At 66.8% G+C, this 16,116-nt stretch carries 16 protein-coding genes; 9 read left to right on the forward strand and 7 right to left on the reverse strand.

Annotated features, from left to right (window positions below):
* Positions 1-361 precede the first annotated feature (361 nt).
* Positions 362-2,107, reverse strand: coding sequence for a chromosomal replication initiator protein DnaA (dnaA, locus tag BLT25_RS08025; RefSeq protein ID WP_091044041.1), 1,746 nt, complete (start codon positions 2,105-2,107; stop codon positions 362-364).
* 545 nt (positions 2,108-2,652) lie between these two features.
* Between dnaA and rpmH the strand changes: the two genes are divergently transcribed.
* The 5 genes from rpmH to BLT25_RS08050 are packed head-to-tail and all read left to right on the forward strand — an operon-like array spanning position 2,653 to position 5,004.
* On the forward strand, positions 2,653-2,790 hold the full coding sequence (gene rpmH / locus BLT25_RS08030) for a 50S ribosomal protein L34 (protein WP_091044043.1): 138 nt from the start codon (positions 2,653-2,655) through the stop codon (positions 2,788-2,790).
* Positions 2,791-2,815: 25 nt separating this feature from the next.
* Positions 2,816-3,169 carry a ribonuclease P protein component gene (gene rnpA, locus BLT25_RS08035; protein WP_091044045.1) on the forward strand — a complete coding sequence of 118 codons (354 nt, stop codon included), beginning with the start codon at positions 2,816-2,818 and terminating at the stop codon, positions 3,167-3,169.
* A complete protein-coding gene (gene yidD / locus BLT25_RS08040; RefSeq protein ID WP_091044048.1) occupies positions 3,166-3,492 on the forward strand; it encodes a membrane protein insertion efficiency factor YidD in 327 nt (108 codons plus the stop codon). Before rnpA ends, yidD begins: the two co-directional genes overlap by 4 nt.
* Positions 3,493-3,496: 4 nt before the next feature.
* Positions 3,497-4,486, forward strand: coding sequence for a membrane protein insertase YidC (gene yidC, locus BLT25_RS08045; RefSeq protein WP_091044050.1), 990 nt, complete (start codon positions 3,497-3,499; stop codon positions 4,484-4,486).
* Positions 4,487-4,497: 11 nt separating this feature from the next.
* Positions 4,498-5,004, forward strand: coding sequence for a Jag family protein (locus BLT25_RS08050; RefSeq protein ID WP_091044052.1), 507 nt, complete (start codon positions 4,498-4,500; stop codon positions 5,002-5,004).
* An 87-nt stretch (positions 5,005-5,091) separates the two neighbouring features.
* Here BLT25_RS08050 and BLT25_RS08055 read toward each other — a convergent pair whose 3' ends face one another.
* On the reverse strand, positions 5,092-5,847 hold the full coding sequence (locus BLT25_RS08055; protein WP_256328503.1) for a L,D-transpeptidase family protein: 756 nt from the start codon (positions 5,845-5,847) through the stop codon (positions 5,092-5,094).
* A gap of 646 nt (positions 5,848-6,493) precedes the next feature.
* The gene (locus BLT25_RS08065) at positions 6,494-6,784 is read right to left on the reverse strand and encodes a GIY-YIG nuclease family protein (protein WP_091044056.1); all 291 of its coding nucleotides are present in this window, start codon (positions 6,782-6,784) and stop codon (positions 6,494-6,496) included.
* A 338-nt stretch (positions 6,785-7,122) separates the two neighbouring features.
* On the opposite strand from BLT25_RS08065, the gene rsmG reads away from it, so the two are divergent.
* The 3 genes from rsmG (at position 7,123) to BLT25_RS08080 (ending at position 10,252) form a co-directional block, all read left to right on the forward strand.
* On the forward strand, positions 7,123-7,863 hold the full coding sequence (rsmG, locus tag BLT25_RS08070; protein ID WP_256328504.1) for a 16S rRNA (guanine(527)-N(7))-methyltransferase RsmG: 741 nt from the start codon (positions 7,123-7,125) through the stop codon (positions 7,861-7,863).
* A gap of 88 nt (positions 7,864-7,951) precedes the next feature.
* Positions 7,952-8,944, forward strand: a complete 993-nt coding sequence (locus BLT25_RS08075) for a ParA family protein (RefSeq protein WP_091044060.1) — start codon at positions 7,952-7,954, stop codon at positions 8,942-8,944.
* Positions 8,945-9,211: 267 nt separating this feature from the next.
* Positions 9,212-10,252: a ParB/RepB/Spo0J family partition protein gene (locus BLT25_RS08080; RefSeq protein WP_091044062.1), complete on the forward strand. Its 1,041-nt coding sequence runs from the start codon at positions 9,212-9,214 to the stop codon at positions 10,250-10,252.
* A 250-nt stretch (positions 10,253-10,502) separates the two neighbouring features.
* Here the strand turns inward: BLT25_RS08080 and BLT25_RS08085 are convergent, their stop codons facing one another.
* Complete coding sequence (locus BLT25_RS08085; protein ID WP_091044065.1) at positions 10,503-11,819, reverse strand: aminotransferase-like domain-containing protein; 1,317 nt, start codon at positions 11,817-11,819, stop codon at positions 10,503-10,505.
* Positions 11,820-11,886: 67 nt separating this feature from the next.
* On the opposite strand from BLT25_RS08085, the gene BLT25_RS08090 reads away from it, so the two are divergent.
* Positions 11,887-12,543, forward strand: coding sequence for a GNAT family N-acetyltransferase (locus tag BLT25_RS08090; RefSeq protein ID WP_091044066.1), 657 nt, complete (start codon positions 11,887-11,889; stop codon positions 12,541-12,543).
* A 255-nt stretch (positions 12,544-12,798) separates the two neighbouring features.
* Here the strand turns inward: BLT25_RS08090 and trxA are convergent, their stop codons facing one another.
* The 3 genes from trxA to BLT25_RS08105 form a co-directional block, all read right to left on the reverse strand.
* On the reverse strand, positions 12,799-13,128 hold the full coding sequence (gene trxA, locus BLT25_RS08095) for a thioredoxin (RefSeq protein ID WP_091044069.1): 330 nt from the start codon (positions 13,126-13,128) through the stop codon (positions 12,799-12,801).
* A 122-nt stretch (positions 13,129-13,250) separates the two neighbouring features.
* Positions 13,251-14,225: a thioredoxin-disulfide reductase gene (gene trxB / locus BLT25_RS08100; RefSeq protein WP_091044070.1), complete on the reverse strand. Its 975-nt coding sequence runs from the start codon at positions 14,223-14,225 to the stop codon at positions 13,251-13,253.
* 94 nt (positions 14,226-14,319) lie between these two features.
* Entirely contained in the window at positions 14,320-16,062 is a 1,743-nt protein-coding gene (locus BLT25_RS08105; protein WP_091044073.1) for a protein kinase family protein, read from the reverse strand.
* Between the last annotated feature and the right edge of the window lie 54 nt (positions 16,063-16,116).

The raw sequence follows: 16,116 nt of genomic DNA on the forward strand, positions 1-16,116 counted from the left end.
TCACCGAGGATCCATAGATGTAAATAGTTTCGTACGTCGTAAGAGCATCTGTGGGAAATGTGGATGAGCAGCGTCTTCCCTGGTCATGCCCGGAAATGTGATTCCACAGGGGATGTGGACGCCATGCTGAAATGACGCACGTCACTGTGGGCTGTGGAGAGTTGTCGGCCCGTTTGAGTGTTTTGTGCACAGGCCATCCCCTTTTCCATCCCATTTGAACGGCCGGTTCTCCACAGGTTCCACCCAGCCTGTGGGCTGTGGACAACCTGGGAAATCTCGTCCTGTGGGTTTTCGAAATCCCAAAACGCGAAACGGCCGCCGGCCCGGAAGGGGCGGCGGCCGCGTACGACTGCTGGACTGGCTAGGCCTGGCGCGCCTGCATCTTGACCCGGTTGGTGAGCTCGGAGACCTGGTTGAAGACGGCCCGGCGCTCGGCGAGCAGCTGGTTGATCTTGCGTTCGGCGTACATCACGGTGGTGTGGTCGCGGCCGCCGAAGTGCTTGCCGATCTTGGGCAGGGAGTCCTCGGTGAGCTCGCGACACAGATACATGGCGATCTGGCGGGCCATGACGAGGTGACGCCCACGGGAGGGTCCGGTGAGCTCGTCGATCGACAGCCCGAAGTAGGCAGCGGTCTGGGCGATGATCAGGCCGGCGGTGATCTCGGGCTCGCCGCCCTCGGGGATCAGGTCCTTGAGCACGATCTCGGCCAGGGTCAGGTCGACGTCCTGCCGGTTGAGGTTGGCGAACGCGGTGACCCGGATCAGCGCGCCCTCGAGCTCGCGGATGTTGGTCTGGATCTTGCTCGCGATGAACTCGAGCACGTCCGGCGGCGCGGTGAGCCGCTCCATCGCGGCCTTCTTACGGAGGATCGCGATGCGGGTCTCGATGTCGGGCGGCTGGACGTCGGTGATCAGACCCCACTCGAACCGGTTGCGCAGCCGGTCCTCGAGCGCCTCGAGCCGCTTGGGTGGGCGGTCGGAGGTGAGCACGATCTGCTTGTTGGCGTTGTGGAGCGTGTTGAAGGTGTGGAAGAACTCCTCCTGAGTCTGGGTCTTCCCCTCCAAGAACTGGATGTCGTCGATCAGCAGGACGTCGACATCGCGGTAGCGCCGCTTGAACCGGTCCTGCCGGTCGTCGCGGATCGCGTTGATGAACTCGTTGGTGAACTCCTCCGAGCTGACGTAGCGCACCTTCGCCCCGGAGTAGAGACTCCGTACGTAGTGACCGATCGCGTGCAGCAGGTGGGTCTTGCCCAGACCCGACTCTCCGTAGACGAGCAGCGGGTTGTAGGCCTTGCCCGGTGCCTCGCTGACCGCGACCGCGGCTGCGTGCGGGAATCGGTTGGAGGACCCGATGACGAAGGTCTCGAAGGTGTACTTCGGGTTCAGCCGGGTCTCGAGCACGTTGTGGCTCGGCTCGCTCGGCCGGGTCGGCGGACCTGGGACGAGCGGCCGCGGCGGAACCGGCTCCTCGATGGGAGCCACCTGAGGCGCCGGGGGATTTGTCGACATGTCGCCATATCCAGGACGTACGTCGTCAGGCGCCGCGGGAGCGGCCGGCTGCTGCGGGGGCGGCGACGCGATGGGAGCCTGCGGCGCCGAGTACGCGGCGGGCGCACCCGGCTCGTCGTGGGGCGCGGTCGCCGGCGGGACGCCAGGGATCAGGCCGGGCGAGTTCGGCGGGTAGACCGACTGATGCGGGAAGGCTGACTGGTTCGGGTAAGCCGACTGGTTCGGGAACGCCGACTGCTGCAGGGCAGCGGCGGCGGCAGCGTCCGCAGCGGCGATCTCGCGCTCGGAGATCATGATCGCCTGGGTGTCGGGATCCGGCGTGACGTCGAGATCGGGGTTCACGGTCACCGCGATGCGGATCTCGCGATGGAAGATCTCGCCGAGGGATCTCTCCAGGGAGCCGCGCAGGCGGCCCTCGATCTGGTTGCGGGTGAAGTCGTTGGGGACCTCGACGATCGCGGTCGACCCGTGCAGGGTGAGCGGCTCACTGTCCCGGAGCCACGCCCGCTGGTTCGGCGGGAGCTCGGCGACCACCTTCGTCCATGCGGACTGGAGATCTGGCTGTGGTTCTGGCGCGAGGCCGGAGGACTCCACAGGTTCCTGCCTTCCCTGATGGCTCGGGTGGGTGGTCTTGTATTGATGCAGCCTGGATTGATGCAGCGGTCCGGTCTACATCCTCCACAGACTTTTCCACAAGCTGTGGAGCATCCCCGAATGTAGGCATCGGAGACCAACCGAGACACGTCGCCGTCCTCGAGAATCCGACCGTTTCGGCAGGTCAGGCGGGAAAACTAGTTCCCTGCGTGGCATCCCCCCGAATGCGGCCGATGCTCCTGACGATGTGCAGGGAAACCTCGGTAGAGAACGAAACTACCGGCTGGCGAGGGTCATGGGCAACCCGTCCTCCACAGGTGCAGGACTAATGACAGGGGTGTGATAGTGCGCGAGTTTGACCGTGGTTTCGCCGTCCACGTACCGTTGCTAGGTCGCCCGGTCTACGGGTGCCGCATGTCCACGCCTCTCCTCATCGGGCGCGGACGGGCGGTGCTTGTTGAATCGGCCCGCCTGGAACCACCGAGGGCGACCCCATCAGACCAGCCGGCAGAACAAACCGGCCCCACACAATAAGGAAGCACCCCGTGAGCAAGCGTACTTACCAGCCGAACAACCGCCGCCGTCACAAGACGCACGGTTTCCGCCTGCGCATGCGCACCCGCGCCGGCCGCGCGATCCTCGCTGCGCGCCGCGGCAAGGGTCGCAAGAGCCTGACCGTCTGAGGCCGCGGCCTCAGCCACCACGCGCGTGTTGCCACGTCGCCACCGACTGGTCGATTCGTCGGGCTTCAAAGAAGCAGTACGACGGGGCAAGCGCGCGGGCTCGAAGAGCCTGGTGGTCCACCTGCTCGTCCCCGGCACCGGCCCAGATGCCGACCGGGAGGGCGACCCGCAGGTGGGCTTCGTGGTGAGCAAGGCCGTCGGTCCGGCCGTCGCCCGGAATCGCGTGAAGCGCAGACTGCGTCACCAGGCCCGGGAGTCCCTGAGCGGACTCCCGGGCTCTGCTGTGCTTGTGGTCCGTGCACTGCCTGCTGCCGCCGACGCCGACTACGACGCCCTGGGCGTCGATCTGCGGCGCTGCCTGGAGCGAGTGCTGTCATGAGCTTCGTGCGCGGTGGTCTCGACAAGCTCGACCACCTGCTGACGTACGCCCTGGTCGGACTGCTTCACGTGTGGCGGACTCTGATCAGTCCGCTCTACGGCGACGTGTGCCGCTACTACCCGTCGTGCTCGGCGTACGGGCTCGAGGCCGTCAAGACGCACGGCCCCTGGCGCGGGAGCTGGCTGACGGCGCGCCGTCTGGCCCGCTGCGTCCCCTGGGCTAAGACCCGGGGCTTCGATCCCGTACCGCCCCCGAAGAAATCTCGAAGAGACCCTGAAGACCTGGTCCGTGTAAGTGCGGACTCCCCAAACCGAGGAGCCTGATTCCGTGGGAGCCATAGGCGATCTGTTCGGATGGATCGCAACACCGCTGTATTACGCCATCTCGGGCATCCTGCTCGTATGGCAGAAGGCGTTCTCGTACGTCATCCCGTCTGAAGGTTGGCAGTGGGCCCTGGCCATCGTCGGCCTGACCGTGACCATCCGTGCGCTGCTGATCCCGCTGTTCGTGAAGCAGATCAACTCCAGCCGCAACATGCAGCTGCTGCAGCCGAAGGTCAAGGAGCTGCAGAAGAAGTACGGTCACGACCGCGAGAAGCTCGCCAACGAGACCATGAAGCTCTACAAGGACTCGGGCACCAACCCGTTCGCGTCCTGCCTGCCGCTGCTGCTGCAGATGCCGATCTTCTTCGTGCTGTTCCGCATGCTCGAGCACGCCTCGGACGGTATCGGCAAGGGATTCCTGAGCGACGAGGCCGCGCACGAGTTCGCGACGTCGACCTGGCTCGGCTCGCTGCTCTCGGACCAGTTCACGACGGCCGACCACATGAGCACGTACTTCCTCACCGGGTTCCTGGTCGTGGCGATGATCGCGACCACCTTCCTCACCCAGCGTCAGCTGATGTCGAAGAACATGCCGGCCGATGCCATGACCGGACAGTACGCCCAGCAGCAGAAGCTGCTCCTCTACGTTCTGCCCGTCGTGTTCGCCGTCGGTGGTATCGCCTTCCCGGTCGGAACGATCCTCTACTGGACCTCCTCCAACCTGTGGACCATGGGCCAGCAGTTCTACGTGATCCGCAACAACCCCGCACCGGGGACGCCGGCGTTCGACGCCAAGCAGGAGCGTGACCGGGAGAAGCGCCGCAAGAAGGGTCTGCCCGACGCGGAGATCGACATCGCCGAGGCCAACGAGGCAGCGGCCGAGAAGCGTCCCGCGCAGCGCACCCAGCCCAAGAGCCAGACCAGGAGCCAGCGGAAGAAGGCCGGCACGAGCGCCGGTCGCTCCACGACCCAGAAGGACGGGGGAACCAAGTGACGACTCAGGATGTGAGCGAGACCGTGACCGAGGCTGTGGAGGAGGTCAGCGAAGACACGCGCCTCAAGCAGCTCGAGCAGGAAGGCGACATCGCGGCGGACTACCTCGAGGAGCTTCTCGACATCGCCGATCTCGACGGGGACCTCGACATGGACGTCGAGGGCGACCGTGCCGCCGTCTCGATCGTCGGTGGCGACCTCCAGCAGCTCGTCGGCCGCCACGGTGAGGTCCTGGACGCGCTCCAGGAGCTGACCCGGCTCGCTGTCTACCGCGAGACCGGCGAACGGTCCCGCCTGATGCTCGACGTCGGCGGCTACCGTGCCGACCGTCGCTCGACGCTCATGGCGCTCGCCGAGGAGACCGTCGCGAAGGTCAAGGAGTCCGGTGCTCCGGTCTCGCTCAAGCCGATGTCGCCCTTCGAGCGGAAGGTCGTCCACGACGCCGTCGCCGCCGCCGGGCTCACCTCCGAGTCCTCCGGTGTCGAGCCGCGGCGTTACGTGGTCGTCCTGCCTGAGTGACGCTGAGACAAAGAGATCGCCCCTCGTGCCGTGTGGCACGAGGGGCGATCTCTTTGTGCGGGTGTTTCACGTGGAACGGGCAGCGCCTCAGGACCAGTAGACGACGACCCGGTCACCGATGCGGACCTGGTCGAAGACCCAGGCGATCGACGACTTGTTGCGTACGTTCGCGCAGCCGTGGGAGCAGCCGTTGTAGCCGCGGGCGGCGAAGTCCGAGGAGTAGTGCACCGCCTGGCCGCCGTTGAAGAACATCGCGTACGGCATCGGGGTGTGGTAGATCGACGAGACGTGGTTGCGGCTCTTCTTGAAGATCTTGAACGCACCCTCGCGGGTCTTCGTGTCGGAGCAGCCGAAGCGGGCGTCCATCGCTCGGATGATCTTGCCGTTGCGTACGTAGCGCATCCGGCGGTCGGTCTTGTCGACACAGAGGACGCGGCCGGTCAGGCAGCGGCGGTCGAGGTTGTAGAGCTTCGCGTCGGTCGGGGTGCTGGTCAGTGAGCGGAGCCGGTCGAGGGTGCGCTGGTTGACCTTGCCGGTGACGGTCAGGCGCTGGTTGCGCTGGAAGACCTTGACGGCGCCGGCGGTCTTCGAGCCGTAGGTGCCGGTGACGCGTCCCTTGAAGATCTGCCGCTCCTTGAGGCGAGCCTGGATCTTGCGCACCCCGAGGCCCGAGGAGCCCTGCTGGTAGAGAGTCTTGTACGCCGTGTGCAGCCCGATCTGCCCGACGGAGGCCGACGCGGTGCTGGCCTGGGCGCTGCTCGGCGCCGCGATCGAGCCCAGGGAGAATCCCAGGGCGAGGATGGTGGTGAGGAAGATCGCCACCGGGGTTCTACGGACGTTCACATCAGCTCCGTGGTCATGGATGGGGGCCCGGTCGCACGGGCCGCTGGAGTCGCACCCGGAGTGCGACGTTCTACGACTAAGACGTTCGAGCAGCGTGCGCGGTTGCATCAGATTCGCGAGGCTGCTCGCGGACTTTAGCGCACCCGGCGCCCCCGCGGTGCCTTTGGCAACCCTTCCGCGGATTCGTTGGGCCGGCGTTCTCCCAGGCGTCTCTCGGGAGGTGGGTTTCACGTGAAACGGGGCGATCATCGAGCCTGTCGAGATGACGTCGTGCGTACGTACATGTGGGTGGTCTCGACAAGCTCGACCACCGGTCATCGAGCTTGTCGAGATGACGTCGCGGGGGTTTGGTCATCGAGCTTGTCGAGATGACGTCGTGGGGGTTTGGTCATCGAGCTTGTCGAGATGACGTCGTTGGTACATGCATGTGGTGGTCTCGACAGGCTCGACCACCGGGACCTCGTACGTAACGTGGGTGTGGGTGGTCTCGACAGGCTCGACCACCGGGACCCCGTACGTAACGTGGGTGTGGGTGGTCTCGACAGGCTCGACCACCGGGACCTCGTGGGTAGGTGGGTGCTGTGGTCTCGACTGGCTCGACCACCGGTCATCGAGCTTGTCGAGATGACCCTCGTCGCTGAGTGGGTCAGGGGTGTGGGGTCGTCGAGGTGTTGGCGAGGCGCGGGAGCTCGCCGAGGTTTCCTCTGATGAGCGCGAGGCGCTTGGCCCGACTCCAGTTCTGGATCTGCTTCTCCCGCATGAACGCATGCTCGACGTTGTCGTACTGCTCGTACCAGACCAACTGCACCGGGAGGCGATGGCGGGTGTACTCCGAGCCGAGGCCGACCCGGTGCTCGGTCATGCGGCGTTCGAGGTCTGTCGTGCTGCCGACGTAGAGGGTTCGGTCGGCACAGAGAAGCATGTATGTGTAAGCCATGTCCTCATCATGAGTGCGACCACCGACAGTCCTGAGGGTCGAGCGTTCCTGGAGGTCGAGCTTGTCGAGACCCCTGGTTCGGTGGGGGTGGTGGTCTCGACAAGCTCGACCACCGGTCATCGAGCCTGTCGAGATGGCGGGATGTAGATGTCGTGGTCCCGACAAGCTCGACCACCGGAACCGGGTCATCGAGCTTGTCGAGATGACGTCGTGCAGACGAGCGGTGCTGTGGTCTCGACGGGCTCGACCACCGGGACTGGGTCATCGAGCTTGTCGAGATGACCTCGTGCGTACGTAGGGAGTTCTTGGTTGTGCGTTTCACGTGAAACAGTTCGTGTGTGAGCGAGGAACGTGGGGACTTGGGTGGCCTGGGCGAGGTGGACCCTCGGGCGGAGAAGCTCTTTCCGGCTGATCGGCTGGGGCTCGCGGAGAGGTACGCCGCCTGGCTGGCCGACGCGGGGGTCGTGCGCGGTTTGATCGGACCGCGGGAAGTTCCGCGGCTGTGGGATCGGCACATCCTCAACTGCGCTGTGCTGGAGGAGGTCATCCCCGAGGGAGTCGCGGTGGCGGACATCGGGTCCGGCGCTGGACTGCCGGGCTTGGTCCTCGCGATCGCCCGCCCCGATCTGCACATCACACTGATCGAGCCGCTGTTGCGGCGTACGACCTTTCTCGAGGAGGTCGCCGAGGATCTCGGTCTCGAGAACGTGACGGTGCTGCGGGGGAGGGCGGATGCCTTCCACGGTGAGCTCGGGTTCGACGTGGTGACCTCGCGAGCCGTGGCCGGCCTGGGCAAGCTGCTCGACTGGTCGATGCCGTTGGTCGTACCGACGGGTGCGCTCGTTGCGATGAAGGGGTCGAGCATCGAGGCGGAGATCGACGAGGCCGACGCGGCGCTGAAGAAGTGGGGATGCGCGCCGCCGACGGTCTCAGAGCTCGGTGTAGGCGTTTTGGAGACAACAACTGTCGCGGTTCGGGTGGTTTGGTCGGATCCCGCACGGGTAGATTGGCCGCCGGTCCCGAAGGGCGGCCAGAAGGGGCCCAAGGGCGGGTCCCGTAAGAAGAAGCGCCGCCGCTGAAGGTGGTCGAGCTTGTCGAGACCACGAGATTTCGGGCGTGAGACGTCATCTCGACAAGCTCGATGACCGAACGATGAGGATGAGGAACATGCCGTACGACGACGAGAGCGCGCAGAACGCCGTTTCACGTGAAACCGACGAACCGGTGTCGATCAGGCTCCGTACGGCCGGGGACATCGCGTCCTTCGAGAACGACTTCGACACGGAGGCGACGCCGCTGGCCGCTGCCGCCGAGCACACGCTCCTGGCGCGGGGTGCGGCGAGCAACCGGCCGCCACTGCCACGCCCGGCGAGCACGCGCGTGATCGTGTCCGCCAACCAGAAGGGTGGCGTCGGCAAGACCACCTCGACGGTCAACATCGCCGCGGCCCTGGCCCAGCTCGGTCAGAAGGTTCTGGTCATCGACCTCGACCCGCAGGGCAACGCCTGCACCGCGTTCGACGTCGACCACTTCCAGGGCACCCCGGGGACGTACGAGGTCCTGGTCGAAGGGGCCACGCTCGAGAACGTCGTCGTGCCGGTCCCGAAGCTCGAGGGCCTCGAGCTCGTGCCGGCGACCATCGACCTGGCCGGCGCCGAGGTCGAGCTCGTCGAGGAGAACGGACGTGAGCAGCGCCTGAAAGAGGCGCTGGCCAGGTCCCCCCGCGTGGGTGACGCGGAGGACCGTTGGGACTACGTCCTCATCGACTGCCCGCCGTCGCTGGGCCTGCTCACGGTCAACGCGCTCGTCGCGAGCACCGAGGTGATGATCCCGATCCAGGCGGAGTACTACGCGCTGGAGGGTCTGGGGCAGCTCCTCAAGACCGTCGAGATGGTCCGCGCTGCGCTGAACCCGACGCTCAGGGTCTCCTCGATGCTGATCACGATGTACGACGCCCGCACCCGCCTCGCTTCGCAAGTCGCCGAGGAGGTGCGCGAGCACTTCGGCGACACGGTCATGCGCACCTTCATCCCGCGCGCCGTGCGCGTGTCCGAGGCGCCGTCGTTCGGACAGACGGTGATGACGTACGACCCGGGCTCACCGGGTGCGCTGAGCTATCTCGAGGCCGCCAAGGAGCTCGCCAAACAAGCCGAGCACTGAGGTGGTCGAGCCTGTCGAGATCACCGTCAGAGGAACCCGGTGGTCGAGCTTGTCGAGACCACCATCAACGCAGAACTGACATGAAACCCGGTGGTCGAGCCTGTCGAGACCACCAGCAGGACAGCACGGAACTGAAGTGAAGAATCCGGTGGTCGAGCCTGTCGAGACCACCAGCAGGACAGCACAGAGCTGACATGAGAATCCCGGTGGTCGAGCCTGTCGAGACCACCATCAGCAGCATGGAACTGACATGGGGGACATCCAGATATGAGTAAGCAGCCGCCGAAGCGTGGCCTCGGACGAGGTCTGGGGTCGCTGATCCCGACCGCTCCTGCCGCCGCCGGAAACGACTCGGCGGACAGCGCTCCTGTCCAGCCGGACGTCCGTCATTCGGACCTTTCCGCTGGGGCGACTTCTGGCTCATCCGTGGACCCCGGGTCCACCGACTCGGCGGAAGGCCGCCAGATCGAGAATTCGAATCTGGCACCCGTCGACGGCGCATATTTCGCCGAGCTGCCGGTCAAGCAGATCCACCCCAACCATGTCCAGCCTCGTCAGGTCTTCGACGAGGAGGCGATGGCCGAACTGGTCCATTCGATCGAGGAAATCGGCCTTCTGCAGCCCATCGTCGTCCGGAAGGTGGCGACCGACTCCTACGAACTGGTCATGGGTGAGCGCCGGTGGCGCGCCACCCAGAAGGCCGGCCTCGATGTCATCCCGGCGATCGTCCGCGAGACCGACGACACCGACATGCTCCGAGACGCGCTCCTGGAGAACCTTCACCGTTCGCAGCTGAACCCTCTCGAAGAGGCGGCGGCCTATCAGCAGCTGCTCAGCGACTTCGAGTGCACCCACGACGAGCTCGCGCAGCGGATCGGTCGCTCACGGCCGCAGATCTCCAACACGATCCGGCTCCTGAAGCTGTCCCCGTCGGTCCAGCGCCGGGTCGCCGCCGGCGTTCTCTCAGCCGGTCACGCCCGGGCGCTGCTCGCGGTCGACGGCGAGGCGCAGCAGGACAAGCTGGCTCAGAAGGTGGTCGCGGAGGGCATCTCCGTGCGCGGCCTCGAGGAGATCGTCGCCCTGGGGGACCCTGACGGCGACGCCTTCGCCACGCCGCGTGTGAGGCGAGCCAAGCCGACTGCTCCTGGGCTCAAGGAGATCTCCGACAAGCTCTCGGACCGCTTCGACACCCGGGTCAAGGTCGATCTGGGCCGCTCCAAGGGAAAGATCACGGTCGAGTTCGCCACTCTCGAGGACCTGCGCCGGATCGTCGAGCTGATGTCAGCCGCACCAGACGAATCTATTTAGACATCAAGCGCTAAAGCGTTTTGTCGACAAATAGATTTGCTCGTTGAGTGGACCCGGTCATCGAGCCTGTCGAGATGACCTCTTTCCGGGGGGCTTGGTGGTCTCGACAGGCTCGACCACCGGGGTTGCCCGGTCAACGAGCTTGTCGAGATGACCCTCATACCGGGGCCGGTGGTCTCGACAGGCTCGACCACCGGGGTCTCCCGGTCATCGAGCTTGTCGAGATGACCCCTCGGACGAGGGTCGAGACCTACTGCGTGTTCGTCGAGGGGTGCTCAGCGCCGCGGATGGGGAGGCCAGGGATGGGCCCGGTCGCACCGAACGTCTCCAGGAGCTCCATCTCGGCCTCGATGACACCTGCCAGGCGGCGTACGCCTTCTCGGATCCGCTCCGGGGTCGGATAGCAGTAGGAGATCCGCATCGAGGAGGCGCCGAAGCCGTCGGCGAAGAAGCCGGTGCCGGGGACGAACGCGACTCGCGAGGTGACCGCGCGAGGCAGCATCGCCTTGCTGTCGATGCCGGAGGGGAGCGTCAACCAGACGAAGAAGCCGCCGTCGGGCTTGGTCCACGTGCAAGCCGCGGGCATGTAGTCCTCGAGTGCGTCGAGCATGGCGTCGCGGCGCTCGCGGTACATCTCCCGCATCTGCTTGATCTGGCCCTGCCAGTCGTGGTTGGCGAGGTAGGCGGAGACGGCCATCTGGTTGAACGGCGGCGGACAGAGCGTCGCGGACTCCTGGGCGAGGACCAGCTTCTCGCGGATCGCGGAGGGGGCCAGCGCCCAGCCGACGCGAAGGCCGGGGGAGAACGTCTTGGAGAAGGAACCGAGGTAGATGACACCCGGGTCCTGGGCGCGCATCGCCGGGCGAGGCTCGTCGTCGAAGCCGAGGAGACCGTAGGGGTTGTCCTCGAGGACCAGAATGTCGTGGCGCCGGCAGATCTCGAGGATCTCGGTGCGGCGCTCGGGTGTCATGGTGACGCCGGTCGGGTTCTGGAAGTTCGGGATCGTGTAGAGGAACTTCACCTTGCGGCCGGAGGCCTTGGTGGAGACGATCGCCTGCTCGAGCGCGCTCGGGATGAGGCCCTCGGAGTCGACCTCGGCGTGCACGATGTCGCACTGGTAGCCCTTGAAGACGCCCAGAGCACCGACGTACGAGGGCGCTTCGCAGATCACCACGTCGCCGGGGTCGCAGAAGACGCGGGTGACCAGGTCGACGGCCTGCTGGGAGCCGACGGTGACGACGACGTCGTCGGGGTGGGCCTCGATGCCCTCCAGCCGCATGACCTCGCAGATCTGCTCGCGCAGGACGGGATCGCCCTGGCCGCCGCCGTACTGCAGTGCGGTCGGGCCCTGGGTCAGGATCAGGTCCTTGATCGAGTCGCCGACCACGTCCAGCGGGAGGCTCGAGATGTTGGGCATGCCGCCTGCCAGCGAGACGACCTCCGGGCGCGCTGCGACTGCGAACAGAGCTCGCACCTCCGAGACCGTCATGCCTGCGGTGCGTGCGGCATAGCGGTCGGCGTAGGGGTCGAGTCGGGATGATGTTGCGCGCTGGGGAAGATCAGTCATGGTGTCACCATCATGAAGGATCGCATACGCTGGTGACAGACCCTTAACCGAGTATCAAGGGTGAGACATGGCACGCCGTATCCTGCCGCTGACGCTGGACCTCTTCGCCGAGGTCCCGGCGCCGTGTCGCGCCTGTCTGTTCTGGGAGCGCGATCCCGTCGGCCATCGACGCGTCTCCTCCGCACAGACGGTCGGGGTCAAGGAGGCGTGGATCTCCGAGGTGCTCCGCGAATGGGGGTCGTGCGGGCGGGTTGCCGTGGTGGACGGTACGCCGGTGGGGTTCGTGCTCTACGCGCCGCCGGTCTTCGTGCCACGGGTGGCCTCGTTCCCCTCCGGTCCGGTCTCCGCCGACGCGGTCCTGATGACCACGGTGTGGATCGACCCGCGCCATGTCGGTGGCGGGATCGGCCGGATGCTGGTGCAGGGGATGGCGCGCGACCTGGTCCAGCGGGGATCGGTCCGCGCGATCGAGGCCTTCGGCGACGTCGGGCCGCTGAGCGGGATCCATGGCCGGCGCTGCGCCGCGCCGGCGGACTTCCTGGGACGGGTAGGATTCAAGACGTACCGCGAGCACCCGACCGTGCCACGGATGCGGATGGATCTGAAGCAGACGGTCACCTGGATCGACGACTTCGAGTCCGCCTGGGAGCGGCTGCGGGAGGTCGTACGCCCCCGCAACCATCCGTCACCTGCATCGTCCGAGCTGCATCGCGACGCGGATTGAATGTTTCATGTGAAACGGGCGGTGGTCGAGCCTGTCGAGACCACCCGTTCCGCCCGGTGGTCGAGCTTGTCGAGACCACCCGTTCCGCCCGGTGGTCGAGCTTGTCGAGACCACCCGTTCCGCCCGGTGGTCGAGCTTGTCGAGACCACCAAGTCTCGCCACAACTGCCATCTCGCCCGACGTAACTGACGTCTCGGCGAAATGGGCGATGGCGCGCCACTGTGACAGTGGCGCGCCATCGTGTGACAACCGGTGTCAGCCGATGAACTCCTGCAGCTCCTTGAGGAGAGCGGCCTTCGGCTTGGCGCCGACGATCGACTTCACGACCTCGCCGCCCTGGTAGACGTTGATGGTCGGGATGCCAGTCACGCGGTAGGTGGAGGGGGTGACCGGGTTCTCGTCGACGTTCATCTTGGTGAAGGTGACCTTGTCACCGTGCTCGCCGGCGAGCTCCTCGAGGATCGGGGAGACCTGGCGGCACGGGCCGCACCACTCGGCCCAGAAGTCGACCAGTACGGGCTTGTCGGACTTCAGGACGGTCGAGTCGAACTCGGCGTCGGTCACGGCGGTCATGTTGTCAGCCACGATGGGTTCCTTCTCGGTAGGGACGGTTAGAGGAAGTCTGTGGTCAGAACGCTGGGCCTGTGTCGCACATTCCCGGCGCCCGGTGGTCGAGCTTGTCGAGACCACCACCGTAGAGGCCTTGATCAGGCCGAGACCGCAGCCGCCTCGGCGTGGGCCTGGTGGGCGAGGAACTTCTCCGCGTCGAGCGCGGCCTGGCAGCCGGTGCCGGCGGCGGTGATCGCCTGGCGGTAGACGTGGTCGACCAGGTCACCGGCGGCGAAGACGCCCTCGATGTTGGTCGCGGTGGTGCCCTCCTTGGTCAGGACGTAGCCCTCGTCGTCGAGGTCGACCTGGCCGGTGAGCAGCTCGGAGCGCGGGATGTGGCCGATGGCGATGAACAGGCCGGAGCACTCGAGGTCGCGCAGCTCGCCGGTCTTGGTGTCCTTGACGGTGATGCTCTCCACGGAGAGCTCGCCGTTGATGGACTCGACCACGGAGTTCCAGGCGATCTCGAGCTTCGGGTCGGCGAAGGCGCGCTCCTGCATGATCTTGGAGGCGCGCAGCTCGTCGCGGCGTACGAGCAGGGTGACCGAGGAGCCGAAGCGGGTCAGGAAGAGGGCCTCCTCCAGGGCGGAGTCACCGCCGCCGACGACCACGATCGGCTTCTGCCGGAAGAAGAAGCCGTCGCAGGTGGCACACCAGGAGACGCCCTTGCCGGAGAGCTCGTCCTCGCGGGGCAGGCCGAGCTTCTTGTAGCCCGATCCGGTCGCGAGGATGACGGACTTCGCGTAGTGGGTGTCGGTCGCGGTCTTGATGACCTTGACCGGCCCGGTGAGGTCCATCTCGATGACGTCGTCGGGCTCGAGCTCGGCACCGAAGCGCTCGGCCTGGGCACGCATGTTGTCCATCAGCTCCGGACCCATGATGCCGTCACGGAAGCCGGGGAAGTTCTCCACGTCGGTGGTGTTCATCAGAGCGCCGCCGGCTGTCACCGAGCCCTCGAAGACGAGCGGCTGCAGTCCGGCGCGGGCGCTGTAGACAGCTGCGGTGTAGCCCGACGGGCCGGAGCCCACGACGATCACGTTGCGGGGGTCGGTCGGGGACGACGGGGTCGGCATCAATGGCTCCTCAGGTGTGGCTGGCGAACTGCACAACAGATCGTAGGCCACGTACATTCCAGGGCCCTGAACGCCGAGAGATCCCGGCTCGGGCTCAGGAGACGGAGGTGCCGAGGACCTGGACTTCCTTGACCTCGGCGCGGTAGCCGCCGTCGACCTGGGGAAGACCAGTCATCCACACGAGTACGTAGCTGCCCTCGGGAGCGCCATCGACCTTGATCTCGCCCTCGGTGCCGACGCTGCCATTCGCGGCGGGGGCGCCGCTCGGGTCGTCGCTCCACGGGGAGTCGCCGACGAAGATCTCGATGTCGGTGGGCTCACCGATCATGTTGAACTTCAGGGAGTCGATGGCGTACTCGCCCTTGAGGTTGAGCACCAGGCCGATGCCGGGCTTGAGGGAGCGGGGGCTGTCGCCGATCTGGTCGTTGTAGCGGGACGTACGCCACGCCAGACCCTTCGTGTCACCGTCGACCACGAGGTCGACGAGGTCCGGCGTCTCGGTGGGCGGGTCGCCGTGGGGGTCGAGGTCCTTGGCGGTGATGCCCTTGATGACGGTCGGCTCGGCGGCGGCGGTGTTGTCGCCGCCGTTGTTGCCGGTGCCGGGGTTCTCTGCGGTCGTGTTGGGGTCGTCGTTGATGATGTTCCAGGCGATCGAGCCGGCGATGAGGACGAGCACCACGAGGGCGACGCCCATGGCGATGCGGAGCCAGCTGGTGCCGGGCTTCTGGTTGTAGTCCGGCTCCTCGGCGATCGGTACGTTGGCGCCGGTCCACGGACCCTGCCAGCCGTTGTAGGAGGCATCCGGGGCCACCGGTCGCCGGGCGGCGGCCGGAGGAGCCTGCTGCGGGCGCTGCGGCGGCACGTAGCCCGGGGTCTCGTCGGCGAACAGCGGCTTCGAAGGGGTCGGGTCCTGCATCGGCGGCGGGGAGGACGGGCGCTGGCGCTGAGGGCGTACGACGTCGGGAGCCACGCCGATGGCGTTCGACGCGGCCCGTGCCTCGGCCGCCTCGGCCGGGACCGGCGGAGCCATCGCCTGGGTCTCCTCGTCGATGGCCGACGGCCGGTTGAGCGGGGCGGTCGGCTCCCCGGAGAAGCCGGCGAGCGCGGAGTGCAGCTCGGCCGCGGTCAGTGGCGGCATGTCCGCGCCGCTGCCCAGCACCCGGTCGCACAGGTCGTCGAGGGGACGCGGCACACCGGCGCGTACCTGCCGGGGGCGGAGCACGCGGCCGTGGTCGCGCGGCGCCGGAGGCATCGAGGACAGGGTCTCGCCCGCCCACTTGCCGGTCAGGGCGGCATAGAGGACGCCGACGGCGTCGACCCGGTCGCGTCGCTGGGAGTCACGCGTGTCGGGGTCGATCCCGTGCAGCGCGGCGTCGACACCGAAGCCGATGACACGCACCGCGCCCAGGTCGTCGAGCAGCACGGCCTCGGGGTTGAGTCGACCGTGGGCGTGGCCCTGGTCGTGGGCCAGGACCAGCAGGTCGGCGACCTCGGAGGCGATCCAGGTGGCCTGCTGCGGCGGCAGCGGGCCGCCGGCGGCAAGCGCGTTCTCCAGCGACGAGCCCTCGCCCCACTCGTTGACGACGTACGCCACCTGGTCGGTCTGGGCGGCGTCGAGGACGCGCAGCATCCGGGGGTCACCGACGGCGGCGGAGTTGCGGGCCGCGGCCATCAGGCGCGGTGCGCGCTCGTCACGGGCGTCGAGGACGTGCACGGCAACCGGGCGGCCCAGCACCGCGTCCTGGGCGCGCCAGAAGCGTCCCTCGCGGGACTCGCTCAGCAGATCCGTCAGCTGGTATCTGCCGGCGAGGACGTCGCCTGATTGCGTGAACTCCATATCGGACCCATTCTTTCAGACCTTGCCAGACAGTGAGCGGGCTGTCCGATGGTG

The organism is Nocardioides sp. YR527 (genome assembly GCF_900101045.1).
Taxonomy (GTDB): Bacteria; Actinomycetota; Actinomycetes; order Propionibacteriales; family Nocardioidaceae; genus Nocardioides.